The following is a 25,083-nucleotide window of genomic DNA, read 5'->3' on the forward strand; positions in this document are numbered from 1 at the left end:
TCGGATATCATTTCATTATTCTGCCAAATGGGCAATGCATTTATCTATCTCCCTGATGTAGCCATCTATCGTCTCTTTCAGCTTTGCCGAATCCCCATCACTGACTACCATGTTATTTACTAGTTTATTTAAATTCATCTGATTCTGAAAGGTACTCAGGTTGGCTTGCTGGCTTTCCATTTTCTCTTTCAGGATGCCGTTTTCTTCCCTGGAATGTTTCAATTCATCTTTTAGGCGCTTGTTTTCACTAAGCACCAACTGAATCTTACGCTCCAGGTTTTGAAATTCACGATATAGTTTTTCGCTTGGCATCTTATTTTCTGATGATTGCACCGAGTTCTTTTTCATATAAGCTCATCAGCGCATTCATACTTTTATCTATTTGTTTATCTGTTAAAGTTTTGAATTTATCCTGAAGAAAAAAACTAATTGCATAAGCTTTTTTTCCTTTTTCTATTTTATCCCCCTCGTAGACACTGAAAAGGTTCATTCTGTTCAATAATTTCTTCTCCTGCCCGAACGCAAGTCGCTGGATGTCAGCATAAGAAATATTCTTATCCAGCACCAAAGAAAGGTCTCTTTTCACCTCCGGGAATTTTGGAATGGGTTCGTATGCAATGTCAGATTTGTAAAGAGATACTACCGTATCCCAGTCTAGTTGGGCATGGAAGACATCCTGCTTGATGCCATAAAGTGTCAGCAGTTCTCGCTTCAGTTCCCCAAGTATTCCAAGCATATTCCCCTCCTTCTTGATCACCACTCCGTACTCGTAGAGCGTTCCTTTTTCAGATGGGAGGATTTCCGTTTTTCTTATCCCGGCATATTTCAGCATTCCCATTACAGTGGTGCTGAGATCGTGGAATGAAGTTTTGCGTGGCTCATCCAGCCAGTTTGCTTCTGTGGTATTTCCTGTGAGATAGAAGGAAAGCCACTCCGTTTCTTTGTATTCCTTGTTTTCTTTTTTGTAGGATCTCCCAAATTCAAAAAACTTCAGATTTGGGTTTCTTCGATTGATGTTATAGGCCACAGACTCCAGTGCCGTATATACCGGTGAGGTTTTCATGATGGTCAATTCTTCGCTGGATGGGTTGAGCATTTCTACTGGCGTACCTTCACCAATCGGAAATTTCTTATAATACTGCGGGTTCGTTAATGAATTGGTCATGATCTCGGAAAACCCCCTACCAGCAAGGAACTTTGAAAAGTCTTCCTGAACTCTGTACGGTTCATGTTCATTGAACTCAGCTAGATAGTCAGCCGAGAAGTCTTCATCCAGTTCTACTTCATTGAAGCCGTAAATTCTAAGCACTTCTTCCACCAAATCCGCTGGTCTGGTCACATCACTTCTGTATGCCGGCACAATCGCTTTGAAACCTTCCTTAGTTACATTCTCAGTCTTTATGTCCAACCAGTTTAGGATTTCGAGAATCAGCTTATGATTCAGCTCTTTTCCTATCAGCCAATGGAAGTTTCGAAACGCCATTTCAATTTCTTTTGGCTTGATCGGCTGAGGATAGATATCAACAATTTCAGAGGCAACATGCCCACCTGCCAGCTCAAGGATGAGTGAGGTTGCCAGTTTGATCGCAGGAACGGTCATTTCAGGGTCGGCTCCACGCTCATATCTGAATGAGGCGTCTGTTGAGATGGAGTGCCTTTGCGCGGTTGATCGGATTCCGTCAGGATTCCAATACGCACTTTCCAGAAAAATATCGGTGGTTTTTTCTGTTACGCCGGATTTCAACCCTCCCAGAACCCCAGCCATGCACATGCCTTCGCCATCCCCATTGCAGACCATTAGGTCATCATTGGAAAGTTTCCGTTCCTTTCCTTCCAGTGTGGTGAAAGGGGTTTTGTCCTTCAAAGTCTTCACGATGATGTGATTGCCTTTGACATGAGCAGCGTCATAGGCATGCATGGGTTGGCCCAGGGAGTGCAGGACGTAATTGGTGATATCAACGATATTATTGATGGGCTCCAATCCAAGTGCACGTAGCTTCCACTGTAGCCAATCCGGAGAATCTTTCACTTCCAATCCCCGGATCGTGATACCTGAAAATCTGGGACATCTTTCAAAATTTTCCACATCAACTGTGATGGGATGATCTTCTTTTACTTCAAAATCTTTAGGCGTTGGTGGCGTGAGCTCTTTTCTAAAATAGGCCTTCAGGTCACGGGCAGTCCCCAGGTGAGAGGCCGCATCGCCCCGGTTTGGGGTGAGGCCTATTTCGAAGATGTGATCTTCACCAGTTTCGAAGAGTTCTATAGCGGGGGTGCCGTTTGTTTTGTCCGTATCCAATACCATGATTCCGTCATGACTGGTGCCGAGACCTAATTCGTCCTCAGCGCAGATCATACCTTCGGATACTTCACCCCTTATTTTGGCTTTCTTGATTTTGAATGGCTCCCCATTGGTTGGGTAGATGGTGGAATTGACTGTTGCAACCAGCACTTTCTGTCCTTTTGCCACATTCGGCGCACCACAGACAATATCCGACAGCTCACTCGCTCCGATATCTACTTTGGTCACCTTCAGCTTGTCGGCATTTGGATGTGGCTCGCAAGACATCACTTCACCCACAACTATTCCTTCAAGGCCACCGGGTATCTTCTCCACTTTTTCAATTCCCTCTACCTCTAGACCTGTTTGGGTCAGAATGTCCCCAAGCTGCTCCGGAGTTTCTTTAACGTCTATGTATTCTTTCAGCCAATTGTAAGATATTTTCATTCGTATGGTCTGTTTTCAAACGCCTCATGGAATTCGTCCGAAGTTTCGGTACTCATTTCATTCTTGCTCTAGTCTCTGAATTTAGAGAGCAAAAATAAGGAATCTGCTTAGCTGCCGGGTGCGTTTAGATTGCTAATGCGAATAATTCTTTTCGCCGGCTTCAATGGCTACTTCAAGTAGGTTCTCTCTTGGTGGGAATGGACAGGCAAAGTCATCGAAATAGGCGCAGTACGGGTTGTAGGCTTTGTTGAAATCCAGGGTGACCTGATCAGATTTTCCAATGCCCACATCCAGGTATCTGCCTCCGCCATAGGTGGTGCCTCCGCTGGTGGCGTCACTAAATGCAAGCAGGTATTGATTGCCAAAACCCAAAGCTTTTAAGATGAGCAAAGTGCAGGTTTCTCCCTTGATTCTGAAATCGATTGTGGCAAACTTGAGATAGGTGGTTGTGGTGCCGTCACTATTTTCAAGTGTAAGTGTTTCTCGTTTGCTCAACCGATTAAGCTTTCCATTTACCTTAAAATCAGGGTTTGGATCAAAGTAATCAACCTCCTGATATTCCTCACCTTTTTGGACAAAGGGACTGACTTCTGAGGTTCTAAAGAAATCATGCCTATCTTCCCAATACTGATTGATCTCTGCGATGTATTCTTCATCGGTACCGCCTGTGCGTGATAGGAGGAATACAATTAATGCCACCGGGATGAGGATAAACCAGATTTTCTTCATTTTTAACAAGTTATTAATTCTAACAACAAATAAAACCATTCTCAATGTCCTCTCCCTACCCTCTCTAAAGAGGGACAATAGGTTGTTTTATTTGTTGCATTAAAGAAGTAGCATATAAGCTTTATAAGAGGCCTTCATCAGCAAAACTGAAAAAGGCACTATCGGTAACGATGAGATGGTCAAGAATGGAGATATCGAGTGATTTTCCGGCTTCCCTTAGCCGCTTGGTGAGGTTGATGTCTTCCTGACTGGGCTTGATGTTTCCGCTTGGGTGATTGTGAGCCAGGATGATGCCGCTGGCGGTTTCTTCAAGCGCACGTTTGAAGATGATCTTCGCATCTACCACGGTTCCTGAAACCCCACCACGGCTTAGCATTTCCTTTTTTATCACCTCATTGTTTCGCTTCAGTAGCAGCAGCCAAAATTCTTCGTGGTTCAAATCCATTAGGTCGCCCCGGATTACTTCATACGCATCATTTGAGGAGGTGATCCTGATGCGTTTGGGTGGCTCGGACTCTTTGCGTCTTCTTCCCAGCTCAAGTGCAGCTACAATGGAAATCGCTTTTGCTTCTCCTATTCCTTTAAATTTTTGCAGGTCTTTCACCGAGAGCCGGGCAAGGTTAGAAAGATTGTTTCCGCATTGGCTCAGGATATGCTGAGACAGTTCCACGGCAGTTTGCTCGGTGTTTCCTGAGCCAATAAGAATGGCGATAAGCTCTGCCTCTGATAGTGCTGCCTTGCCTTTGAGAAGTAGCTTCTCTCGGGGGCGGTCTTCTTCGGCCCATTTTTTTATCGTCAAACGGTTGTCTTCCATTCTGATCGTAAATTAACGTGAGTTCGGGATAAGAATAAAGAGAAAAAGCCTAAAATCCCCTCTACCTCCTCCAAGGAGGAGACTATTTGTGTCATTTTTGAATGAAATTTTGGAGTTATTAAACCGAACTCAGGTTAAATTAAAACCTTCGCAGCTATTCACTTTTGCTTTGAAACAAAAAAACCCTGCGCAATTGGCTTGCACAGGGTAAAAAAATGTCTTTAAAAAACTACAGACCAGCTACGTGCTTGGTCAGCTGGGACTTAAGGTGACCAGCTTTGTTATTGTGGATGATATTCTTCTTAGCAAGTTTATCCACCATAGAAATAACCTGAGTCAAAAGCTCTTCACCTGTCTTTTTATCAGTTGTTTCTTTTAGCCTTTTAATAAACGTACGAGCAGTTTTGTGCTGATATCTGTTTCTCAGTCTTTTTGCTTCGTTGCTTCTTATTCTCTTAAGTGCTGATTTATGGTTTGCCATAACGCTTTTCTGTGTTCCAAAATTTTAGGACGGCAAAGATATGAGTTTTATTTTGAAATGAAAAAGCTTTGATTGAAGAGAAATAAAAAACCCCGTCGATAATTCGCCAGGGTCTCTGAATCTAGAATTACACTTATATAATTTCTCCTATTCTTCGGGTTAAGAACCGCACATTTCGCAACCTTCCGGATCGTCAAGCGAGCATTGCATTGCTGCCTGCTGATCAATCTGCTGATGGGTTACTGCCGCCTGAGCGACTGTAGCTTCCTTTGGCTGTTCCTGTTTTTCTTTCGATACGGTAAACTTGATCGCATCGGTAGCTGCCTTCGTTCTCAGGTAGTACATGCCTGTCTTCAGTCCTTTCTTCCAGGCGTAGAAGTGCATGGAAGTCATCTTACCAAAGTTGGCATCCTGCAAGTGGATGTTCAAACTCTGACTCTGACAGATGTATGCGCCTCTGTCGGCGGACATATCGATGATTGTCTTCTGGGAGATTTCCCATACAGTCTTGTACCTTTCCTTGATATCGTCCGGGATCTCGGCAATGTTTTGAATTGATCCGTTTTCTGCTTTGATTCGGTTCATCATACGCTCATCCCACAGGCCAAGATCGATCAGCTCACTCATCAGGTGCTTATTCGCCACGATGAATTCTCCTGAAAGCACTCTTCTTAAATAGAGGTTGGAAGTATATGGCTCGAAGCACTCATTGTTTCCAAGAATCTGCGAAGTAGAAGCCGTTGGCATTGGTGCTAGGAGTAGCGAGTTTCTCACACCATGCTTTTTCACTCTTTGCTTCAGGTCAATCCAGTCCCAGCGACCGGAATCCGGAGTGACGCCCCACATATCAAACTGGAAGATTCCTTTTGATACCGGGGAACCTTTGAATGTTTCGTATGGGCCATCTTGTTGTGCGATTTCCATGGAAGTTTCCATAGCAGCATAGTATATGGTCTCAAAAATCTCTTTGTTTAGCTTTCTTGCTTCATCGGATTCGAAGGACATTTTCAAAAGCAGGAACGTATCAGCAAGACCCTGAACGCCGATACCAATAGGCCGGTGCTTCATGTTGGAGTTTCTCGCTTCTGGCACAGGGTAGTAGTTCACATCTATAACCTTGTTCAGGTTTCGAGTCACCACCTTAGTTATCTCATAAAGCTTCTGATGATCAAACTTGCCATCAATTACGAATCTTGAAAGGGCGATAGAGGCCAGGTTACATACCGCCACTTCGTCCTTTGAAGTATACTCCATGATCTCAGTACATAGGTTACTGGATCGGATGGTGCCAAGGTTCTTCTGGTTTGACTTTTTGTTAGCTGCATCCTTGTATAGCATATAAGGTGTACCTGTCTCGATCTGAGCTTCCAGGATTTCAAACCAAAGGTCTTGAGCCTTTATTGTCTTTCTTCCTTTATTCTCGCGCTCGTATTTTTCATAAAGAGCGTTGAATTCATCACCATATGCTTCGAATAGACCAGGGCATTCGTCTGGAGACATCAAAGTCCAGTCTCCATTGCTTTCTACCCGCTCCATGAAAAGATCCGGAATCCAAAGGGCGTAAAACAAATCCCTTGCTCTCATCTCTTCCTTACCGTGATTTTTTCTCAAATCCAGGAAGTCGAAGATGTCAGCATGCCATGGCTCCAGATAGATGGCGAAGCTGCCTTTTCTTTTACCGCCACCCTGATCTACATATCGAGCAGTCATGTCAAAGTTTCGTAGCATTGGCACAATTCCATTCGAAGTGCCATTGGTGCCTTTAATATATGCGCCAGTAGCTCGTACGTTATGGATGCTTAGCCCAATACCTCCCGCAGATTGTGAAATCTTCGCGCATTGTTTTAGGGTGTCATAAATACCATCAATGCTATCGTCTTGCATGGAGAGTAGAAAGCAAGAAGAAAGTTGTGGTTTTGGTGTTCCTGCATTGAAAAGGGTAGGAGTGGCGTGTGTAAACCACTTCTCAGACATTAGATTATATGTCTGGATTGCTGCTTCAATGTCCTCACCATGAATACCGACAGAAACTCTCATCAGCATGTGTTGCGGGCGTTCCACAATCTTGCCATCGAGTTTCATCAGGTAAGAGCGCTCCAGTGTCTTGTAGCCGAAGTAGTCGTAGTTGTAATCCCTATTGTAGTCGACAGCATCATCCAGCTTCTTTGCATTCTTTCTAATGATCCCGTAAACCTCCTTGGATAAAAGTGCTGCATTTTCACCTGTCTTTGGATTGATGTACTCATACATTCTCTTCATGGTGTTCGAGAATGATGTCTCCGTTACCTTATGAAGGTTTGAGATAGAGATTCGTGCTGCCAGCTTGGCAAAGTCAGGGTGACGTGTGGTCATGGTAGCAGCTGTCTCTGCGGCAAGGTTGTCCAGCTCGATAGTAGACACACCATCATATAGCCCGTCAATTACCTTCTTGGCAATCTCAACAGGTTTAACATAGTCTGCATTTAAACCATAACACAGCTTCTCGATCCGAGCTGTGATTTTGTCGAACTTTACTGATTCTCTTCTTCCGTCTCTTTTTACAACTAACATAGGCTATCGTGATAAGGTGATTACAAATAATTTAAAAGTCTTCATCCAGTGAGAATTTGTCTTTTCCACTTTCGCCGTTATCCATTACTCCGGCTTTCTGGTACTCTCCCACTCGCTTCTCGAAGAAGTTGGTCTTTCCTTGCAGGGAAATCATTTCCATAAAATCGAATGGGTTGGTCGAGTTATATATTTTGTCGCATCCGAGCTCGCTCAGCAATCTATCGGCAACAAACTCGATATACTGACACATCAGGTCTGAATTCATCCCGATGAGTTTCACCGGCAGTGCGTCAGTTACGAATTCTTTTTCTATAGTTACAGCATCCCGAATGATTTCCTGAACGGTTTCTTTAGGGAGCTGATTTTTAACATGATTATTATATAGCAGGCAAGCAAAGTCGCAGTGTAGACCTTCATCTCTTGAGATCAATTCATTTGAGAAGGACAAGCCGGGCATGAGCCCTCTTTTCTTTAGCCAGAAAATACTACAGAAACTGCCAGAGAAGAAAATCCCCTCCACTGCTGCAAAAGCAACCAATCTTTCAGCAAATGATCCTTCGTCGATCCATCTCAAAGCCCAATCAGCTTTTTTCTTCACACAGTCCATGGTTTCTATAGCATGGAAGAGGTAGTCTTTCTCTTTCGGATCTTTTACGTAGGTATCTATTAATAAGGAGTAAGTTTCAGAGTGGATATTTTCTACAGCGATTTGAAATCCGTAAAAGAATTTAGCTTCTGTATATTGAACTTCAGCAACGAAGTTTTCTGCCAGATTTTCATTTACAATGCCATCGCTGGCAGCAAAGAAGGCAAGCACATGCTTGATGAAGTGTTTTTCATCATCAGTCATGGTGTTATTCCAATCCTTAAGATCTTGGCTTAGGTCGATTTCTTCTGCGGTCCAAAAGCTGGCCTCTGCCTTTTTATAAAACTCCCAGATATCATTATGCTTGATTGGGAAGATAACAAATCGGTCTTTGTTCTCCTTAAGAATAGGTTCTTCTACATGTGCTGCTGTGTCGCTCATAATCTCTGTTGTTCAATAGTTTAGCCTATTTACAAACAATAAAACACCCCTTAAGCTCACTATTCTTGTGTGCTTTTTTAAAAACTTTTTAAGTCTTGGGATACAGCCCTAAGAGTGGTTTATTTTTCTCGACGGCTTGTCTACAAATCTGTTTAAAATGATGCGAAATTCCAAGCAGTTATTACGGGTGCGGAAGGTGTGATTTGGATATATGATATTTATTATAACGAGTTGTTTTTTAGTGATTTAGAAGGCAAATTTGTAATTGCTACTTTGATGAAAACACGCAGAAAAAGGGGTAAAAAAAAGTGAAAAAAAAATTAAAATTATTTTTCTATCATTTTATCCACACTCCCTATTTGGATATTGATAGTAGAATGGTATCTTTGCACTCCTTTTTCAAAAGAAGACAATAATGTACGCGATAGTAGACATTGCTGGGAAGCAGTATAAAGCAGAGAAAGATAAGTTCCTTTACGCTCCATTGATGGAAGGTAAGGAGGGATCTAAAGTAGACTTTGAGAAAGTGCTACTTGTAGACAATGATGGCAAAGTGAAGGTGGGAGCACCTACGGTGAAAGGAGCCAAAGTTTCTGCAAAGATTCTTGAGCATGTAAAAGGCGATAAAGTAATCGTGTTTAAAAAGAAGAGAAGAAAAGGCTACAAGGTGAAGAATGGTCACCGTCAGCAGTTTTCTAAAATTTTGATCGAAGACATTAAAGGATAAAATCTCATGGCACATAAGAAAGGTGTAGGTAGTTCGAAAAACGGAAGAGAGTCAGAAAGTAAACGACTCGGTGTAAAAATCTTCGGTGGACAGAAAGCTGTAGCTGGAAATATTCTTGTTCGTCAGCGAGGTACTAAGCATCATCCAGGTGATAACGTGGGTCTTGGAAAAGATCATACGCTTTTTGCGCTTACAGATGGTGTGGTGAAATTCCACAAAGGGAAAAAAGACAGATCCTACGTGAGCGTAGAGCCATCTGCAGAATAATTTCTCAATAATAATTTTCAGGAAAAATATTTTATCACCGCTATTGGTGAATAGAAAAATATTGCGTTAAGCGATTTTAGGTTAGGTTAGTTAGAGTATTGAAAAGGGGTTCCATTTGGAACCCCTTACTCTTTTTAGATTCTTAAGCTTTTGCTTTGTTTTTCTTAGGCCTACCTGGCAGTACCGTATCCGGTTTAAATCCGTTCTTGTACCTTTTTTTCCGAGTCTTCCACACTTTGAAGTTGTTTTTATTTCCAACCTCAAACTGCCACTTCATGTGCTCGGATGGGGTCATCCACTCCAGGTTATCGAAATAATTATTTCTTGGGTTATTGTCTTTGTGAATAATCATGGTTTTTGCTGAGTCCTTATTCTTCACAAAAACTTTTGCCGTTTCCTTGTGAGGGTATACAGTTCTTCTTTTTCCACCATCATCGATGAGGTCCAGGAAGTAGCACTTGCATATTTTATTCCATCGCTGGCGCATTAGTTTGCCACGCAACTTCATGTGGGTCTTGCTACCCTTGTGCCACACCTTTCTGGTTTTGCTACGGATTTTTCCCCTGTTGGAGATTTCATAGTTTGAGAATCCTTCTATTGGACCCCAAACTTCTTCTTGCTTATCTGCCATTTAGCTCGCTTTTTTATGGTTAATCAAAAAGGCTGATCCTAATGATTACCAAATGTAATAATTTTTATTTATCAAGTGATAACATAGTTGCGTTATTTCTGGTATTTCTTCGGAGCGTAGAGAAATCCGAACGCTTCAGCGTCTTCTTTGGTGTGCTTTTCGTGATGCACATAATGGGCTTTCATGATTCGCTTCATGTATTGGCTCTTTGCCTTGAAAGGAATCTTGATTCGTCTGTGCACAATGATGTCATGGAAAATAAAGTAGAAAATGCCATAGCACAGAATACCTATACCGATATAAAGCAGCCACCATAAGTCAGCGTAATTGTGGTATCCGAAATAGATGGTTAGTATCGAGGGGATACTAAAAACTACTGCGAAGAGGTCATTCATCTCAAGTGCATGATCGTGTACTTTGTGATGGGATCTATGCCAGCTCCATAGGAAGCCATGCATGATGTACTTGTGAGTAAACCAAGCCACTCCTTCCATAAAGAAAAATGTGGCTGCAACGATCAGTATGTTAATGATTATGTGCATTTTATAAAATTCTACATCTTATTAACCGACACAAATGTAGTCTTGTTCATTCTACAATAAAGTTTAGCTTGTGGAGAAAATAGCACTTGACAAGCAGCATAAACTTCTTGAGGTTTGGTACCCGAATGCGTTCGGATTTTATCCGCTCGGGAGAGAGCCTGGTGATTTTCTTGAAAAGCACCGTGTAATAAATGTATGCGAGATAGACTCCCGCTCTCACCCCTTTTGGGAGTTTTTTGATTCCAATCAAAGATTGCTTGAATTCTTCTCGAATATCTTCCTCAATTTGTTTTTTCTCCTCGTTGCTAAACTGATTGAAGTCAACACCGGGGAAATAGACCCTGCCCCTTTCATCGTAATCACTTTTGATATCACGGAGAAAATTGACTTTTTGAAATGCTGAGCCCAGATGCCTGGCCGGGGTTAGCAATTCCTGATACTTTTCTTCATTTCCTTCGCAGAAAACCTTGAGGCACATCAACCCAACTACTTCGGCACTTCCGTAAATGTATTTTTCGTATTCCGAATCATCATAGTCTTTTTTGCTTAGATCCATTTCCATGCTGATGAGGAAAGCCTCTATCAGGTCATGATCAATATTAAATTCATTTACTACCTGCTGAAAAGAGTGGAGAACCGGATTCAGACTGATTTTTTCTTCAATTGACTGGTAGGTGTCTGACTTGAACCGCTGCAGAAGTTTCTGCTTGTCATGATCATGAAATGTATCCACAATCTCATCGGCATAGCGTACAAATCCATAGATGGCATAAATTGACTCGTGATATTTTTTGTTGAGCGTGCGTATGCCCAGGGAGAAGGAAGTGCTGTAAGTTTTTGTAATAAGCTTACTGCAATCAAAGGCCGTTTGTGTGTAGAGGTCTTTCATCAATTCTTAAAAATAGGAAAATCCTTACCGATTTCTTTGGCCACTACCTCGCCTGAGATCAAGGAAGGTGGCACACCTGGTCCGGGCACGGTAAGCTGCCCTGTATAATACAGGTTTTTCAGCTTTTTGTTTTTCAGGGATGGTTTGAGAATGGCTGTCTGTCTTAAAGTATTAGCAAGACCATAGGCATTGCCTTTAAACGAATGATAGTCATTGATGAAGTCCTTGTGGGCATAACTTTTTCTGGTAAGGATGTGGTCACGGATATTTTCCCCGGTAAAAGCTTCCAGCTTGTCCATGATGAGTTTAAAATATTTCTCCCTGGTCTCTTCATTATCTTCAATGTCTGGTGCTACAGGAATCAACACGACTAAATTCTCCTTTCCCTTTGGTGCCACAGTATCATCTGTTTTGGAGGTGGCTGATACATAAAGTAGTGGTTTGCTGGGCCATTGAGGATGGTCATAGATTTCGCTTGCATGCTGCCTGAAGTCCTCATCAAAAAAGAGGGTATGATGCTCCAGATTTGGGAGCTGTTTATCCACACCGATGTAGAAGAGGAGGGAGGAGGGTGCCAACACTCTGGAGTCCCAATATTTTTCAGAGTAATTCTGAAAGGATTCCGGGAGAATGTGCTGATCAACGTGGTGGTAATCTGCTCCGGCTACTACCATATCGCACGCATGGGTCTCATTTATGGTATTTACGGCAGTGATACGATTTCCGTCAAAGGAAAAATTGGTGACCTCCTCTCCAAGCTTTATGTCCACTCCTAATTCGGTAGCCAGCCTTACCATGCCCTTCACCACCGAGCTCATGCCACCTTTTGGATACCAGGTGCCGAGGGAGAGGTCAGCATAATTCATCAAGCTATATAGGGCCGGTGTGTTTTCCGCTGTGGCTCCCAGAAAAAGGATAGGGAATTCCATCAGTTGGATCAATCGCTCATCTTTGAAGTGCTTCCTTACGTGTTTGGCGATAGAGGTAAACACATCCATCTTTAGCAGGCCGAGCAGTAATTTGACATCCACAAATTCCAGGAGTGATCGGCTGGGTTTATACACCAACTTTTTCACGCCCACATCATATTTATACTTCGCTTGCTTTAAAAATGATCGCAGTTTTTGGCTGCTTCCCGCTTCGATCCTCTCAAAGAGATCCTCCAACTCGGACATGCTGGCGGGTATATCTAATGTGTCGTTTTTGAATTTGATTCGGTAGGAGGGGTCTAGTCTGTCAAGCTGATAGTAGTCGGACACCTTTTTGTCAAAGGATTCAAAAAACTTTTCAAATACATCCGGCATCCAATACCAGGACGGCCCCATATCCCAGGTAAACCCATTATCGGTATAGCTTCGGGCGCGACCACCTGGCTGATCATTCTTTTCCAAGAGTGTGACTTGATAGCCCATACTTGCCAAATGGCACGAACAAGAAAGGCCGGAAAATCCGGCCCCTATCACTACAACTCTACTATGGAAATTTTTAGTTGGCATATACTTTCAATCCTTTCTTTAGCTCTTTCCTTGCGATGTGAATTCGATTTTTCACGGTTCCAATTGGAATATTGAGCTTATCTGCAATTTCGTGATATTTAAAACCTCTAAAGTACAAGGTAAAAGGAATTTTATACATGTCTTTCAATCCATCAATTGCCGCTTTAATGTCTTTCATGATGAAGCTCCCGTTTGCGCCATTTTCAATTAAGGAATCGGAAGAATTTATGAAGTGATTATTTTCAGTGGTGTCAATAAATGTATTGCGACGCACCATTCGCTGATAGTTGGTAATGAATGTGTTTCTCATGATGGTGTACATCCAGGCTTTCAGATTAGTACCATCCTGAAATTTATCTCGATTATTGTATGCCTTGAATACCGTTTCCTGAAGCAAATCATTGGCGTCTTCACCATCTTTCGTCAGCTTCAAAGCATAGGGCTTGAGCGATGGGGTTAGGTTTTCAATTTTGTATCCGAATTCCAAAGCAGTCATCTTGTTTAATATTTTAATTAAATATTTAAACGAATTTATTAGTAATTTGTTTAACAAACAAGTGAAATGATTAAACAAAACATAAGCCTTATTAATAAGCCTATAAGTTTTTATGTTTTTAAACCGCTAGCTGGGGAGTATATGCCAGCAGATCTTCAAATTGGTTCATGATGCGGATATTTTTAGGAATGTCAAGTGGTTGTCCCACTATTCTATTTCCGGTAATCAGTATCTCACATTCTTGAAACCTCTTCCCCAATCGGGTTATATATTTCTGCACTTCACCTGTTTCTGGTTTGGTGGTCATGGCGGTGAGGATATATTCGGGGTTGAGCTTATGGTATACTTCTTCAAGCGCTTCTAAAGGAACAGTCTGCCCGAAAAAGACGGTTTTGGCCCCACGTTTTCTTAATAAGAAGTTTGCAAACAACAAACCAAGTTCATGGAGTTCGCCCTCTGGGAGGAAAAGCAGGAAAAGTGGGCCACTTTCATTTATTTGCAGCTTATCTGTGGCTGCAATCACTTTCTGCCTCACCAGATGGGAGATAAAATGCTCCTGCGCCGGATTGATCGAATTGGTAAGCCAGAGGATACCTATTTTCCGCATGAAAGGGTAAATGATCCGAATCATCGTGTTTTCAAATCCTGCGTGCTCAATGGTTTTCTCCAAAGCGAGAGAGAATGCCTCCTCATCCAGATCAATCATTGCAAGCGTTAATACACTCATTTGATCTTCATAGGTTTGATCTTCCTCACCGATCTTCCTCACCTCTTGCTCACGGAGCTGGGGTGGCATGGCTACAATCTTGCTGATCTTATAGCCATGATTTTTTAGCGTAGCGATATTCAGAATGAGCTTAAGATCATCATCATTATAATACCGGATATTGGTAGACGTGCGTTGTGGAGAAAATAATTCATACCGCTGCTCCCATATCCTGATGGTGTGGGCTTTGATGCCCGACAGGTGCTCCAAATCCTTGATGGAATATACGCTCATGCCCATGATAACTGGCGGTGATATTAAAATGTTTGAAACCTATGGATGTTAATTATCCGTATTCTTACTTTGCCAAACCTAATAAAAGCATAAATGATATTATACAATGTCACCGTCAATATCGATACGGACGTAGAGCAGGACTGGATCGATTGGATGAAAGAAACCCACATTCCGGAAGTAATGGATACCGGGTTTTTCATGGAGTATCGCATGATGAAAATGCTATCTCAAGGCGAGGATGATACTGGTACTACTTATGCTATCCAGTACATGGCGGAGACATTGGGACATTTGGAAACTTATCTCAACACGGTGGCTCCTAAAATTCAGAAGAAGTCTATCATAAGGTATGGCACCAAGATGGCAGCCTTTAGAACGGTACTTGAGGAGGTATGATTTAATCTATCATAATCCACTCAGTAGACCCATTTACCTCTATTTCCTTTGAGATGGTAAATCCATTTTTTTGATAGAAACCGGAGAGTCCCTTGTCTTCAATGGATAGCCAGAACTTCTTGTTTGGAAATTTGAGTCTTAGATTATTGACCCAATAGGAACCCAGGTCATTTCCCCGAAACTGGGGAGAAAGCCACAGAAACCCAAAATAGATACGACCTTCCCGAAATAGCTCTATAGAGATTTTCTCATAGGCCAATGTGTCAGGTGCGGGTTTCAAAAAAGTAATGCCCCCGCCTATGATGTGGCCATCATGTTCGAGGGTAAAAATCCGAGAAGAGCCCTTATAATCTTTCCAATATGGAGCTATACCTTCCTGCCAGTCTTCTGGTAGAATATGAAAAAACCGAGCAGATTCACTCGTCCTTTCGGTAAAGACAAGCCCTTTTATAGAAGATTCCATGACCAAAGTCTGTCGTGATCTTCCGCCCATCGGTCACCTATATCTGTCCGGTAGTAGGAGTTGTTTATCAGCACGTTGTTAATTCGACTGTACATCTGCCGTTGCGCTTCCTTCATGGATGGGCCCGTGCCTGATACAACCAAAGCAGCTCCAGAAGTTCCGGTTATCAGCCACTCTCCCTCCACTAGCTTCAGGTGCATGGGATGTAATCCATCTTTCATGTTTTTCTTAATCACCACTACCGCATCCTTCGAGAATGTTTTGAATGTTTTGGGATCGTCGTACGGGAATGGAGGAACTACGACCAGTGCCCCAACTTGGAAGCCTTTCCTTGCATTGATTTTGAAATTTTCTCCTCTGGCAATCTTCAAAAGGAGCTTACCCATGGGCTCTATGATGCCTGCCCGTTGAATGTAAATCTGAGGGTAGCCAAACCTGGTAGTGAATTCCAAAGGATAGATTCCGTTTCCATTCACGATGGAGTTGATATCAATATGTCCAACAAAATTTTCCTTCGCCAGTGTTTTTTCCAGTTTTTTCAAGGTAGCGTCAAAAACGGGACTGCTATCGGTCCAAAACATGCTTGTGCCCATTTCGCCTGTGGATACTCCCAGTTCTTTAGGAAAGAGTTTTTTGTGCTCAAACGTGACGTTGATTGGCTGTAGAAATTCATTTCCGTTGAAGTAAGCCGCTACTGAAATTTCCACGCCGGATACTTTTCGCTGAAGCTGAAAATGACCGATTTCATTTCCCCAGGTTTTTTCGTAGGCCTTTAGCACCCTGATGATATCGCTTCCATCTTCTTCTTTGCCCACAAACAATAGTTGCTTATAATCCTGCACCTCACCAGATGGCTTGATCACATATTTATTTGGGTTTCGTGCCACATAGTCGATGGCATCCTGAAACGTGGTGAACTCCTCATAGTTGAGGATTTTAACTTTGTGTTTTTTCAATTCCTTTTGACCGAAACTGCGATCCAGCTCCAGCTGGTCTGTGTAGGGTGTGCCACCGATTACCAGCTTGCCGGCTTCCCGAAGTTTGCTAGCCACCTCACCATAGCCGGTATAGTCGAAAATGATGATATCTGCCCAATCGGTATGCTTTTCCCAATGGCGTACTTTATGCACAAAACCATTTCCGATCTCTCTGCAAGATTTGTCTTCAACGTAGAATTTAACCTCGTTTCCTTCACTCTGAACCGCATTTGCAAGGTCGAGTGTCTCAGCCCATTTGGAAACGAAAAGGAATCTGGGCGTTCGTTTGGTGTTTGCTCTCATTAAGATTGATAAGGTACCATTTGTATCTTATCTCGTGCAAAATTAAATGGAGTTTTTGTTAAAAATCAATATTGCAATTGACCCATTCTTCATCGAATCGGGTTTCATATTTTTTATAAAAATTGATGGCTGGTTCATTCCAATCCAACACCTGCCACATCATGCCTGAGCAACCCTTTTCTTTGGCAATTTTTAAGGTTTCCTCGAACAGAAGTTTTCCAGCACCTTCGCCTCGGTTGCTTTCCGTGACCACCAAATCTTCAAGGTAAAGCCGCTTTCCCTGCCAGGTGGAGTAGCGATAGTAATAGATGGAGGTTCCGATGATTTTATCGTTTTCTTCCGCCACCAAAAAGCCAAATACAGGTGTGCTTCCAAATCCATCCTCTTCCATTCGCTCGACCGTATTTTCAACTTTGTCCAGGGCTTTTTCATATGCCGCTAATTCTTTTACCAAATCAAGAACTGCTGGAAGGTCGGCTTTTTCTCCCTTTCTTATGTTTATCATTCCCCTAAAATAAAAAACCCTTCTTCGAGAGTGAAGAAGGGTTCTGATTTGTGTGTTTGATATCACATTCTCTCTTTGGCTATATCTGGGATTACCCCCATGTTGTACCACGCAAAAGAGAACATGTCTGCGTTCAACTCAATTCGCTTCTCAGTGGACATTCCGGCTCCATGTCCGGCTTTGGTTTCAATTCGAATAAGTAATGGATTGGGATTGTCCGCATTTTTCTCCTGCAAGGTTGCCGCATACTTAAAGGAATGTGCAGGTACCACACGATCGTCATGATCTGCGGTGGTTACCATCACAGCCGGATATGTGGCGTTTGGGTCAATGTTGTGAACCGGGGAGTAGGAATGAAGGTACTTGAACATCTCCTCTGAATCCTCTGACGTGCCATAATCTGCCGACCAGGCTCTTCCAATTGTGAAGTTTTGGTAGCGAAGCATGTCCATTACACCCACCATTGGGAAAGCCACTTTTGCCAGGTCAGGTCTCATGTTGATTGTTGCGCCAACAAGCAACCCCCCATTGGACCCACCCTGGATAGCAAGATATTCTGAGGAGGTGTAGCCTTCGTTGATCAGGTATTCGCCAGCTGCTATGAAATCTTCAAACACATTGATCTTCTGAAGCTTGGTGCCTGCTTTGTGCCATTCTTCTCCATACTCTCCACCCCCACGTATGTTTGGCATAGCGAATACGCCTCCATTTTCCAGCCAAACCAAACGTGAAGTACTGAATGAAGGTCTCAGACTGATGTTGAATCCTCCGTAGGAATAAAGCCAGGTGGGGTTTTTCCCATTTAGCTCAAGGCCTTTTTTATGCACAATGAACATGGGAACTTTTGTGCCATCCTTGCTGGTGTAGAAAATCTGCTTGGTCTCATATTCATCCGGATTGAAGTCCAGCTCCGGTCTCCTGTGAAGCTCTGATGCCCCTCTCGCAATATTGTACCTGTAGACCGATGATGGAGTGGTGAACGAGGTGTAGTTGTAAAAGAATTCCTCATCCTCTGCTCCTCCGCCAAATCCACTTGCTGTGCCAATGCCCGGCAACTCCACATCCCTGATAAGGCTTCCCTGATAATCATACTGCTTGATTGCAGTTTTGGCATCTATGAGATACGAGGCGAAAATATTGCCGCCACCAGTGTTGGCATTCATTACATTTTCAGTTTCCGGGATCATGTCCACCCAGTTTTCAGGAGTTGGATTTTGATAATTTACCCTAACGATACGATTATTTGGGGCACCCAGATTTGTGTGGATGATTAGGTCGTCCCCGTCATTATCCACGATGTAGTGATCGTTTTCAAATCCTGTCACGATTGGGTTAAAGTCTCCGTTAGGATCCGAAAGGTCTTTTACATACAGCTCGTTTCCGCTTGTTCCGGTATAGGAATAGATAAACAGGAATCGCTCATCTTCACTTACGCCCGCTCCAAATCTGTTTTCGGGGTTTTCGGGGTTGGAGTATACCAGCTCATCTTCCGCCTGACTTGTGCCTACTTTGTGATAGTATATTTTGCCATATTGATTAGTTGCTGAAAGTTCATCGCCTTCCTTCGGTTCGTCAAATCGCTGATAGTAGAAGCCATCTTTATACCAGCTCATTCCCGAAAACTTGATCCACTTGATTTCATCATCCAGCAATTCTTTGGTTTCTGTCTCCATGATGTAGGCTGTTCGCCAGTCAGATCCCCCAACGGAGATGTTATACGAAGTGTATTTGTAATCATCCGAGAAGCTCAACCCCCCAAGTGCTGTGGTGCCGTCCTCTGAAAAAGAATTCGGATCCAGAAACACTTCCGGCTCATCGCCAAAGCTTTTTACCCTATAAAGAACGGATTGATTTTGAAGCCCATCATTCTTATAGAAGTAGTAATAATCCCCTCGCATAAAGGGGGCACTTATTTTTTCATAATTCTCGAGTGCTGTTAAGCGGGCTTTTACTTCATCTCTGAAATCGATATTGCTCAGATACGAATTTGTCACCTGATTTTGTGCCTGCACCCACTGTGCCGTCTCATCAGATGTGTCGTCTTCCAGCCATCGGTAGGGGTCTGGCACTTCCGTTCCGAAATAGACATCTGTGGTATCTACTTTTTTGGTCTCGGGATAATTGAGGTTTGCTGCCTGCTTTTCCTCTGGCTGGCACGACCATAATATGGGGATTACCAATAGGTAGGTTAGTTTTTTCATAATAATTTTCAATTTATTGGGCTATGAATTTACTAACCACCGTTTCAAAAACCGAGAAACTTTACATCAGAGGTAATTAACCTTTTCTGATTTCCGAAAATCCCAGATAGGGATGAAGCACTTCCGGCATTTTGATGTGATCGCCGGCTTGGTTGTTTTCCAGGATTGCTGCCATAATTCGTGGTAATGCAAGCGCACTGCCATTGAGTGTATGTGCCAATTCTTTCTTGCCTTCGCTATTCTTTATTCTGAGCTTTAATCTGTTGGCCTGGAATGTTTCAAAGTTGGAAACGGAGCTAACTTCCAGCCATTTTTCCTGCGCCGCAGAGAAAACTTCAAAGTCATAAGTAAGAGCTGAGGTAAATCCTAGATCTCCTGCACATAGCTTTAGGATTCGGTATGGCAGGCCTAAACTCTTGATCAGTTCCTCCACATGAGCGACCATTTGATCCAGTACCTCGTAGGATTTTGCAGGCTCCACTATTTGCACAATTTCCACTTTGTCAAACTGGTGCAATCTGTTTAATCCACGCACATGTGCGCCCCAAGAGCCTGCTTCCCTTCTAAAGCAAGGCGTATGTCCGGCATGCATTACCGGAAGCTGGTCTTCTTTCAGGATTACATCCCGATACATGTTTGTAATGGGGACTTCTGCAGTTGGGATTAAATAAAGGTCATCTGCTTCTGCATGATACATCTGCCCTTCTTTGTCAGGCAGCTGTCCCGTGCCCAATCCTGATGCTTCATTGATGAGAATGGGTGGTTGCACTTCCCCATAGCCAGCTCCGGCGGCTTTGTCCAGAAAGTAGTTGATCATACCTCTGACCAGCCTGGCACCTTGCTTTTTATAAAATGGGAAACCAGCCCCACTCACCTTATTGCCCAATTCAAAGTCTACAATATCAAACTCTTCTATTAGCTCCCAATGAGGCTTTTTATGATCACCAAGATGGGGAATATTTTCATCAGCAAGTTTCACCACTTCATTATCCGCATCAGATTTTCCGGCAGGTACTGATTCTTCCGGGATGTTGGGAATGTTGTAAAGTTGAGTGGTGAGGGATATTTCTACCGAACTCAATTCGTCTCCCAGGGCCTTGCTTTTTTGTTTGAGTTCAGAAGTCTTAGCCTTGGCTGCTTCGGCCTCCTCACGCTTTCCTTGTTGAAATAGCTGACCAATTTCCTTTGCCAGCTTATTCGATTCATGCAAAACATCATCCAGTTCGCCCTGGATTTTCTTCCTGCTTTCATCCAGCTTCAATACATCCTTAAGCAGACCTTGAGCCCCATCAATGCCTCTTTTCTGAAGCCCTTTTACACATCTCTCAAAGTCTCTTTCTATGGTTGCTACCTGCAGCATTGGTATGATTGTTTTTTCAGGTCGCAAAGAAAAATGATTTTACAATGAAATGAGACAGGATTTAATAAAAGCTAAATTTTTTGCTTCAGTTTGTGAAATAGGGGGGGATGGTCTATTATTGCGAAGCAATCCACGAAAAACTCATCCGGGTTTTTCAGCTTAACAAAGCAAACAAGCGATTACCACGAATTCTTCGGAATCATTTTACTAACAAATTTTGAAATTCACTTTTATACACAGTTATGTACACACTAGATGATCTTAGTGTAATGCTGCTATCCGAATTAAAGGAAATAGCAGAGAAACTAGGAATTAAGAACAATAAGAAGCTTGCAAAGCAGGATCTTATCTATGCTATTCTGGATATGCAGGCGAGCATGCCGGATGGCGAAATCAAAAAAATCAAAGGAGAAGCTTCTGGAGACGCCCCTGAGCAGGAAGAAGAAAAACCTGATAGAAAGAAGAAAGCGCCTAGAAAAGACGACACAAGGATTGAGAAGGCTGTCAAAGAAGAGAAGTCAGAGAAATCTGACAAGCCGGAAAGAAAGGATCAGAAGGATCGTCATGATAATAAAAAAGACGATAAGCGTGAAGGAGATAAGGACAGAGGCGAAAGAGATCAGAATAGAGCAGAGCGCGAAGCTGAGAGACAGGAAAAGAGAAGGAAGAAAGAAGCTTACAACGAAGAGATTAAGGAATTTGACGGAATGATTGAGAACGAGGGTGTCCTTGAAATCATGCAGGATGGATATGGCTTTCTTCGATCAAGCGATTACCATTACCTGGCCAGCCCTGATGATATTTATGTTTCTCCATCTCAAATCAAGCTTTTTGGTTTGAAAACCGGAGATACGGTAAAAGGCCAGATCAGGCCTCCGAAGGATGGAGAAAAGTACTTTGCCCTTCTTAAAGTGGAAACCGTAAACGGTAAGACTACTGAGGAAGTGAGAGATCGAGTGGCTTTTGAATATCTGACTCCACTTTTCCCTCAAGAGAAACTGAAGTTGAGCACAAAGGCAGATAACTACTCTACCAGAATTTTGGACCTATTCTCTCCAATAGGTAAGGGACAAAGGGGTATGATCGTAGCTCAGCCAAAAACTGGTAAGACAGTTCTTTTGAAGAATGTGGCTAATGCCATTGCTGAAAATCACCCTGAGTGCTATCTGATGGTGCTTCTGATTGACGAACGTCCTGAGGAGGTAACTGACATGGCCCGATCAGTGAAAGGAGAGGTAATCGCTTCAACTTTTGACGAGCAGGCGGACAAGCACGTGAAAGTATCGAACATGGTGCTGGAGAAGGCCAAAAGAATGGTAGAGTGCGGACATGATGTGGTGATCCTTTTGGATTCTATCACACGACTAGCAAGAGCCCACAACACAGTGGTTCCTTCTTCTGGTAAGATTTTGTCTGGTGGTGTGGATGCGAACGCACTCCACAAGCCGAAACGATTTTTCGGAGCAGCACGAAATGTGGAAAATGGAGGATCACTTACCATCATCGCCACAGCTCTGATCGAGACAGGATCCAAAATGGATGAAGTAATCTTCGAAGAATTCAAAGGTACTGGCAATATGGAGCTTCAGCTTGATAGAAAACTATCTAACAAGCGAGTTTACCCGGCGATCGATGTGCCTGCTTCTGGTACGCGTCGTGAAGATCTATTGATGGATCCGGAAGAGCTGAAGCGAGTATGGATACTTCGCAAGTTTATGGCAGATATGAATAGTAACGAGGCGATGGAATTTCTATTGAGCAAGATGAAAGGTACAGCCAATAACGATGAGTTTTTGGTGAGCATGAATGGATAGCATTCGTTTAAATAAATAATTAAAAGCCAGACTTAGGGGTCTGGCTTTTTTTATGTGCCTATAGAAATAATTACATAAAATCTTAATAAAGGTAAAATTTCTATTCGTATGAAAAAACTACTTGCCGCATCAATTTTTGGCCTAATTATTCTCTCAGGATGTCAAAATGATGATGAAAAAAATGTAGACCTAACTACCGAGGAGGCATCTGCAGCAATCAACTCCGCTGCAGATCAGCTTGGAGATGACATTATATCTATAGTGGAATCTGAAGGGCTAAATGCACTCATGGATCTTTCAATTTTGATGGAGGGATCAGATGTAATTGGGGGAAGAATGAGTGAAGGAGCATGGACGAAAGAGCGGGTGAATCTGATGATCCAATACTTTGTGAATGGCCCGGCAGCCAGAACAAACAATGATGATCCTACTTCTTTTGATGACATCAAGGGACTCTATGAATGGAATCCTGAGTTGCAGGATTTTGAAAAGGAAGAGTCAGAGTTTTTTATTGTGAAGTTTCCTGCTGCTGGTTCTGAAACTAACAACGCAGAACTGAAAATTTCTGACCTTCAGTTTGTAACAGTTACTGATACAGATGATGATTTTGTTTCTGAGTACGAGATTCCTTCTGTCATTATAGGATATCTAAAAATAGACGGTGAGACTTTAGTAGAGTTGGATTTTGAAGTAAACTGGTCTAGCACAGGTGACCCTGAGAAGGCTGATATTACGTTGTTTATCTCTCCCTTCACTTTTGACCTAAATTTCGATGATACGTTCGAAAAATCATCTAGTCTTCTGGCTTCTGTTTCTATCGATAATGAGCCCATCGTTGGTATTGATTTGGACGTTGAGTATGAGTCGGCAGATAAGGAAGAACCTCTTCTTCTTGAAGGGTTTGTTCAGTACAGAGGAATCAAAATACTGGGGAGTATTGACATGAGGGAGGTTGGTCCAAGCGGCAATCCGAATGACTATTTTGATCTTGCCCTCTATGCGGACGATTCCAAAGTAGGTGATATAGTATTTGTGTTGGAGGAAGATGATAATGGGTCTGATGATTACGTCCCATATGTGCAGTATGCTGACGGAACACAAGAAAACCTTGAGGAAATACTTGCTCCGGTTTTCGAAGAAATTGAGTCGATTCTGTCCGAATTTGAAGATTAAGCTGGAAAGCTTTCTTATAATAGGCCATCCCGCCAGATAGCGGGATGGTTTTTTATTTTCCGTCTACATAATCCTGCAGATAACTATACTTTTCAGTAAGGTGACCCGCATTCGTGATGGTAGCTCGCTGGATAACTCCTTTCTCATCTCCACCAAGAAGGTGAGGTATCACATTGTTCACCAATTCATTTCCAAAGCTTTCTGATGCATCGCGAGGGAGTTCACATGGCAAGTTGTCTACCGCCATCACAGTAATGTTCCCTTCATCCGTCAAGGCCTGCTCTATCTCATCATCCGTAGGATTGTAGTCATAAATTGGATCGTCAATAGTGCTTGGCTTTTTAGTTGATGGGATTGATCCCTCAATATCACATGTTATGTCGGCAATGACTTTGATGTCAAAATCGTCTTTGATAATATCTTCCCTGTGGAATAAAACGGGCGCTGCAGGATCCCAAAAGGCACATGCAATCAACAAATCAGTGACCCTGGTATACTTCAGGAAATCTCCCTCGTACTGCTCGGGGCTTTTGTAAAATTCATTTCGCAAAAAGTCGCCACCCGCTCTTCTTTTGTTATAGTCACGAGAGTTTAGCTGGGTAAATACCGGCTCATCAAATCGCTGTGTGAGAAAGTCGTGAGGGGTGACTTGGCTGATGCCGGCACCCAGTAAAACCTCCATCGCCCCTTTTGCTACCCGACCGCCTCCAGTCAGAGCGATCTTGATATTAGGAAGTTTGATTTTTTTGAATTCGGTTTTTAGGTCTTCATAGTCGAAGCACTCATGCGCTCTTCTCAGGGTGAAGAGGTTATATCTTTTCCCATAGGTCCAGATGCCATTGTATGCACCTACAATACCTGCCCAGCGTCCAAATGCAATGATGCGGTTTCCGTTTTCGTTGGTCAACGTTTCCCAGTCTATCAATCGGATTTTTTTATTCAGAATAGACCTCAATAAGTCTCTGTTATAGTCTTGCTTTTTGATGGTGTGGGAAAAGAAGAAATGGGTTTTATTTGGAATGAGTTTGTCTATGGGTACTTCCTTTACGCCAAGAATAATATCACAGTCCTCAACAGAATCAACAATTGGGAGATCCGCATTTCGATAATCATCGTCAGAGAAACAGCGGATATCACTCGTTTGAACAACTACCTCAACATCGAAATTGTCCTTTACATATTTGGCTTGCTGTGGGGTGAGAGGTACTCGCCGATCGATCGGAATTTTTCCCTCTTTGATAATGCCGATTTTAGTCATCTGATCTGTGTTTGTGAACGGATGCGAAATTAGTCAATCGGCAAGGAGCTTCACAAGATCGGCTACTCTTCTTCTTTTTTCAATTCATCCAGATCGTCACGATCTCTTAACTTTTTGTCCTCCACGTTCTTATTGAGGAATTTATTCAGCTTATCGATGGGCATGTTAGACGAAATTTCCCCGAATGAGTCTACGCTAAGTTCAAGTCCATCCAGGTCTTTATGCACACGTGCTTTTTCTTTCTTGTTCATGA

At 42.7% G+C, this 25,083-nt stretch carries 25 protein-coding genes; 5 read left to right on the plus strand and 20 right to left on the minus strand.

Annotated elements, in window-relative coordinates:
• Nucleotides 1-15: 15 nt before the first annotated feature.
• The 7 genes from RLN88_RS02665 to RLN88_RS02695 form a co-directional block, all read right to left on the minus strand.
• The gene (locus tag RLN88_RS02665) at nucleotides 16-348 is read right to left on the minus strand and encodes an MreC domain-containing protein (RefSeq protein WP_350219828.1); all 333 of its coding nucleotides are present in this window, start codon (nucleotides 346-348) and stop codon (nucleotides 16-18) included.
• On the minus strand, nucleotides 314-2,728 hold the full coding sequence (pheT, locus tag RLN88_RS02670) for a phenylalanine--tRNA ligase subunit beta (RefSeq protein ID WP_350219829.1): 2,415 nt from the start codon (nucleotides 2,726-2,728) through the stop codon (nucleotides 314-316). The genes RLN88_RS02665 and pheT overlap by 35 nt, the downstream gene beginning before the upstream one ends.
• A 132-nt stretch (nucleotides 2,729-2,860) precedes the next feature.
• Entirely contained in the window at nucleotides 2,861-3,457 is a 597-nt protein-coding gene (locus tag RLN88_RS02675) for a DUF1684 domain-containing protein (protein ID WP_350219830.1), read from the minus strand.
• Between the two features lie 121 nt (nucleotides 3,458-3,578).
• Nucleotides 3,579-4,271 (minus strand): RadC family protein, encoded by a 693-nt coding sequence (gene radC / locus RLN88_RS02680; protein ID WP_350219831.1) that lies wholly within the window; start codon nucleotides 4,269-4,271, stop codon nucleotides 3,579-3,581.
• A gap of 229 nt (nucleotides 4,272-4,500) precedes the next feature.
• The gene (gene rpsT, locus RLN88_RS02685) at nucleotides 4,501-4,752 is read right to left on the minus strand and encodes a 30S ribosomal protein S20 (protein ID WP_350219832.1); all 252 of its coding nucleotides are present in this window, start codon (nucleotides 4,750-4,752) and stop codon (nucleotides 4,501-4,503) included.
• Nucleotides 4,753-4,911: 159 nt separating this feature from the next.
• A complete protein-coding gene (locus RLN88_RS02690) occupies nucleotides 4,912-7,302 on the minus strand; it encodes a ribonucleoside-diphosphate reductase subunit alpha (protein WP_350219833.1) in 2,391 nt (796 codons plus the stop codon).
• A gap of 31 nt (nucleotides 7,303-7,333) precedes the next feature.
• Entirely contained in the window at nucleotides 7,334-8,329 is a 996-nt protein-coding gene (locus tag RLN88_RS02695; protein ID WP_350219834.1) for a ribonucleoside-diphosphate reductase small subunit, read from the minus strand.
• Nucleotides 8,330-8,744: 415 nt separating this feature from the next.
• On the opposite strand from RLN88_RS02695, the gene rplU reads away from it, so the two are divergent.
• Entirely contained in the window at nucleotides 8,745-9,056 is a 312-nt protein-coding gene (gene rplU, locus RLN88_RS02700) for a 50S ribosomal protein L21 (RefSeq protein ID WP_350219835.1), read from the plus strand.
• Between the two features lie 6 nt (nucleotides 9,057-9,062).
• Nucleotides 9,063-9,323: a 50S ribosomal protein L27 gene (gene rpmA / locus RLN88_RS02705; protein ID WP_350219836.1), complete on the plus strand. Its 261-nt coding sequence runs from the start codon at nucleotides 9,063-9,065 to the stop codon at nucleotides 9,321-9,323.
• Between the two features lie 142 nt (nucleotides 9,324-9,465).
• On the opposite strand, the gene RLN88_RS02710 is transcribed toward rpmA, so the two are convergent.
• The 6 genes from RLN88_RS02710 to RLN88_RS02735 form a co-directional block, all read right to left on the minus strand.
• A complete protein-coding gene (locus RLN88_RS02710) occupies nucleotides 9,466-9,954 on the minus strand; it encodes an NUMOD4 domain-containing protein (RefSeq protein WP_350219837.1) in 489 nt (162 codons plus the stop codon).
• A gap of 92 nt (nucleotides 9,955-10,046) precedes the next feature.
• A complete protein-coding gene (locus RLN88_RS02715; protein WP_350219838.1) occupies nucleotides 10,047-10,496 on the minus strand; it encodes a sterol desaturase family protein in 450 nt (149 codons plus the stop codon).
• A gap of 46 nt (nucleotides 10,497-10,542) precedes the next feature.
• Complete coding sequence (locus RLN88_RS02720; protein ID WP_350219839.1) at nucleotides 10,543-11,385, minus strand: phytoene/squalene synthase family protein; 843 nt, start codon at nucleotides 11,383-11,385, stop codon at nucleotides 10,543-10,545.
• Complete coding sequence (crtID, locus tag RLN88_RS02725; protein ID WP_350219840.1) at nucleotides 11,385-12,881, minus strand: bifunctional phytoene desaturase/3,4-desaturase; 1,497 nt, start codon at nucleotides 12,879-12,881, stop codon at nucleotides 11,385-11,387. The genes RLN88_RS02720 and crtID overlap by 1 nt, the downstream gene beginning before the upstream one ends.
• Nucleotides 12,871-13,377: an RNA polymerase sigma factor gene (locus tag RLN88_RS02730; RefSeq protein WP_350219841.1), complete on the minus strand. Its 507-nt coding sequence runs from the start codon at nucleotides 13,375-13,377 to the stop codon at nucleotides 12,871-12,873. The genes crtID and RLN88_RS02730 overlap by 11 nt, the downstream gene beginning before the upstream one ends.
• Before the next feature lie 118 nt (nucleotides 13,378-13,495).
• On the minus strand, nucleotides 13,496-14,377 hold the full coding sequence (locus RLN88_RS02735) for a MerR family transcriptional regulator (protein ID WP_350219842.1): 882 nt from the start codon (nucleotides 14,375-14,377) through the stop codon (nucleotides 13,496-13,498).
• 93 nt (nucleotides 14,378-14,470) lie between these two features.
• On the opposite strand from RLN88_RS02735, the gene RLN88_RS02740 reads away from it, so the two are divergent.
• Entirely contained in the window at nucleotides 14,471-14,776 is a 306-nt protein-coding gene (locus RLN88_RS02740; RefSeq protein WP_350219843.1) for a DUF4286 family protein, read from the plus strand.
• Between the two features lies 1 nt (nucleotide 14,777).
• Here the strand turns inward: RLN88_RS02740 and RLN88_RS02745 are convergent, their stop codons facing one another.
• The 5 genes from RLN88_RS02745 to serS all read right to left on the minus strand — a co-directional run bounded on the left by RLN88_RS02745 (nucleotide 14,778) and on the right by serS (nucleotide 20,585).
• Entirely contained in the window at nucleotides 14,778-15,239 is a 462-nt protein-coding gene (locus tag RLN88_RS02745) for a GNAT family N-acetyltransferase (RefSeq protein ID WP_350219844.1), read from the minus strand.
• The gene (locus RLN88_RS02750; RefSeq protein ID WP_350219845.1) at nucleotides 15,224-16,519 is read right to left on the minus strand and encodes a hypothetical protein; all 1,296 of its coding nucleotides are present in this window, start codon (nucleotides 16,517-16,519) and stop codon (nucleotides 15,224-15,226) included. The genes RLN88_RS02745 and RLN88_RS02750 overlap by 16 nt, the downstream gene beginning before the upstream one ends.
• A gap of 58 nt (nucleotides 16,520-16,577) precedes the next feature.
• The gene (locus RLN88_RS02755) at nucleotides 16,578-17,024 is read right to left on the minus strand and encodes a GNAT family N-acetyltransferase (protein WP_350219846.1); all 447 of its coding nucleotides are present in this window, start codon (nucleotides 17,022-17,024) and stop codon (nucleotides 16,578-16,580) included.
• Nucleotides 17,025-17,086: 62 nt separating this feature from the next.
• Complete coding sequence (locus RLN88_RS02760) at nucleotides 17,087-19,225, minus strand: prolyl oligopeptidase family serine peptidase (protein WP_350219847.1); 2,139 nt, start codon at nucleotides 19,223-19,225, stop codon at nucleotides 17,087-17,089.
• A 76-nt stretch (nucleotides 19,226-19,301) separates the two neighbouring features.
• A complete protein-coding gene (serS, locus tag RLN88_RS02765; RefSeq protein WP_350219848.1) occupies nucleotides 19,302-20,585 on the minus strand; it encodes a serine--tRNA ligase in 1,284 nt (427 codons plus the stop codon).
• 242 nt (nucleotides 20,586-20,827) lie between these two features.
• Between serS and rho the strand changes: the two genes are divergently transcribed.
• Together rho and RLN88_RS02775 are read left to right on the plus strand one after the other, a co-directional pair.
• Nucleotides 20,828-22,399, plus strand: a complete 1,572-nt coding sequence (gene rho / locus RLN88_RS02770; RefSeq protein WP_350219849.1) for a transcription termination factor Rho — start codon at nucleotides 20,828-20,830, stop codon at nucleotides 22,397-22,399.
• A 108-nt stretch (nucleotides 22,400-22,507) separates the two neighbouring features.
• Complete coding sequence (locus tag RLN88_RS02775) at nucleotides 22,508-23,572, plus strand: hypothetical protein (protein ID WP_350219850.1); 1,065 nt, start codon at nucleotides 22,508-22,510, stop codon at nucleotides 23,570-23,572.
• Nucleotides 23,573-23,624: 52 nt separating this feature from the next.
• Here the strand turns inward: RLN88_RS02775 and RLN88_RS02780 are convergent, their stop codons facing one another.
• Both RLN88_RS02780 and RLN88_RS02785 read right to left on the minus strand, forming a co-directional pair.
• Nucleotides 23,625-24,830: an NAD(P)-dependent oxidoreductase gene (locus tag RLN88_RS02780; RefSeq protein ID WP_350219851.1), complete on the minus strand. Its 1,206-nt coding sequence runs from the start codon at nucleotides 24,828-24,830 to the stop codon at nucleotides 23,625-23,627.
• Between the two features lie 62 nt (nucleotides 24,831-24,892).
• Nucleotides 24,893-25,081, minus strand: a complete 189-nt coding sequence (locus RLN88_RS02785; RefSeq protein ID WP_350219852.1) for a hypothetical protein — start codon at nucleotides 25,079-25,081, stop codon at nucleotides 24,893-24,895.
• Nucleotides 25,082-25,083 lie beyond the last annotated feature (2 nt).

The sequence above is a fragment of the Ekhidna sp. genome, from assembly GCF_040223195.1.
In the GTDB taxonomy this organism is placed as follows: Bacteria; Bacteroidota; Bacteroidia; order Cytophagales; family Cyclobacteriaceae; genus Ekhidna.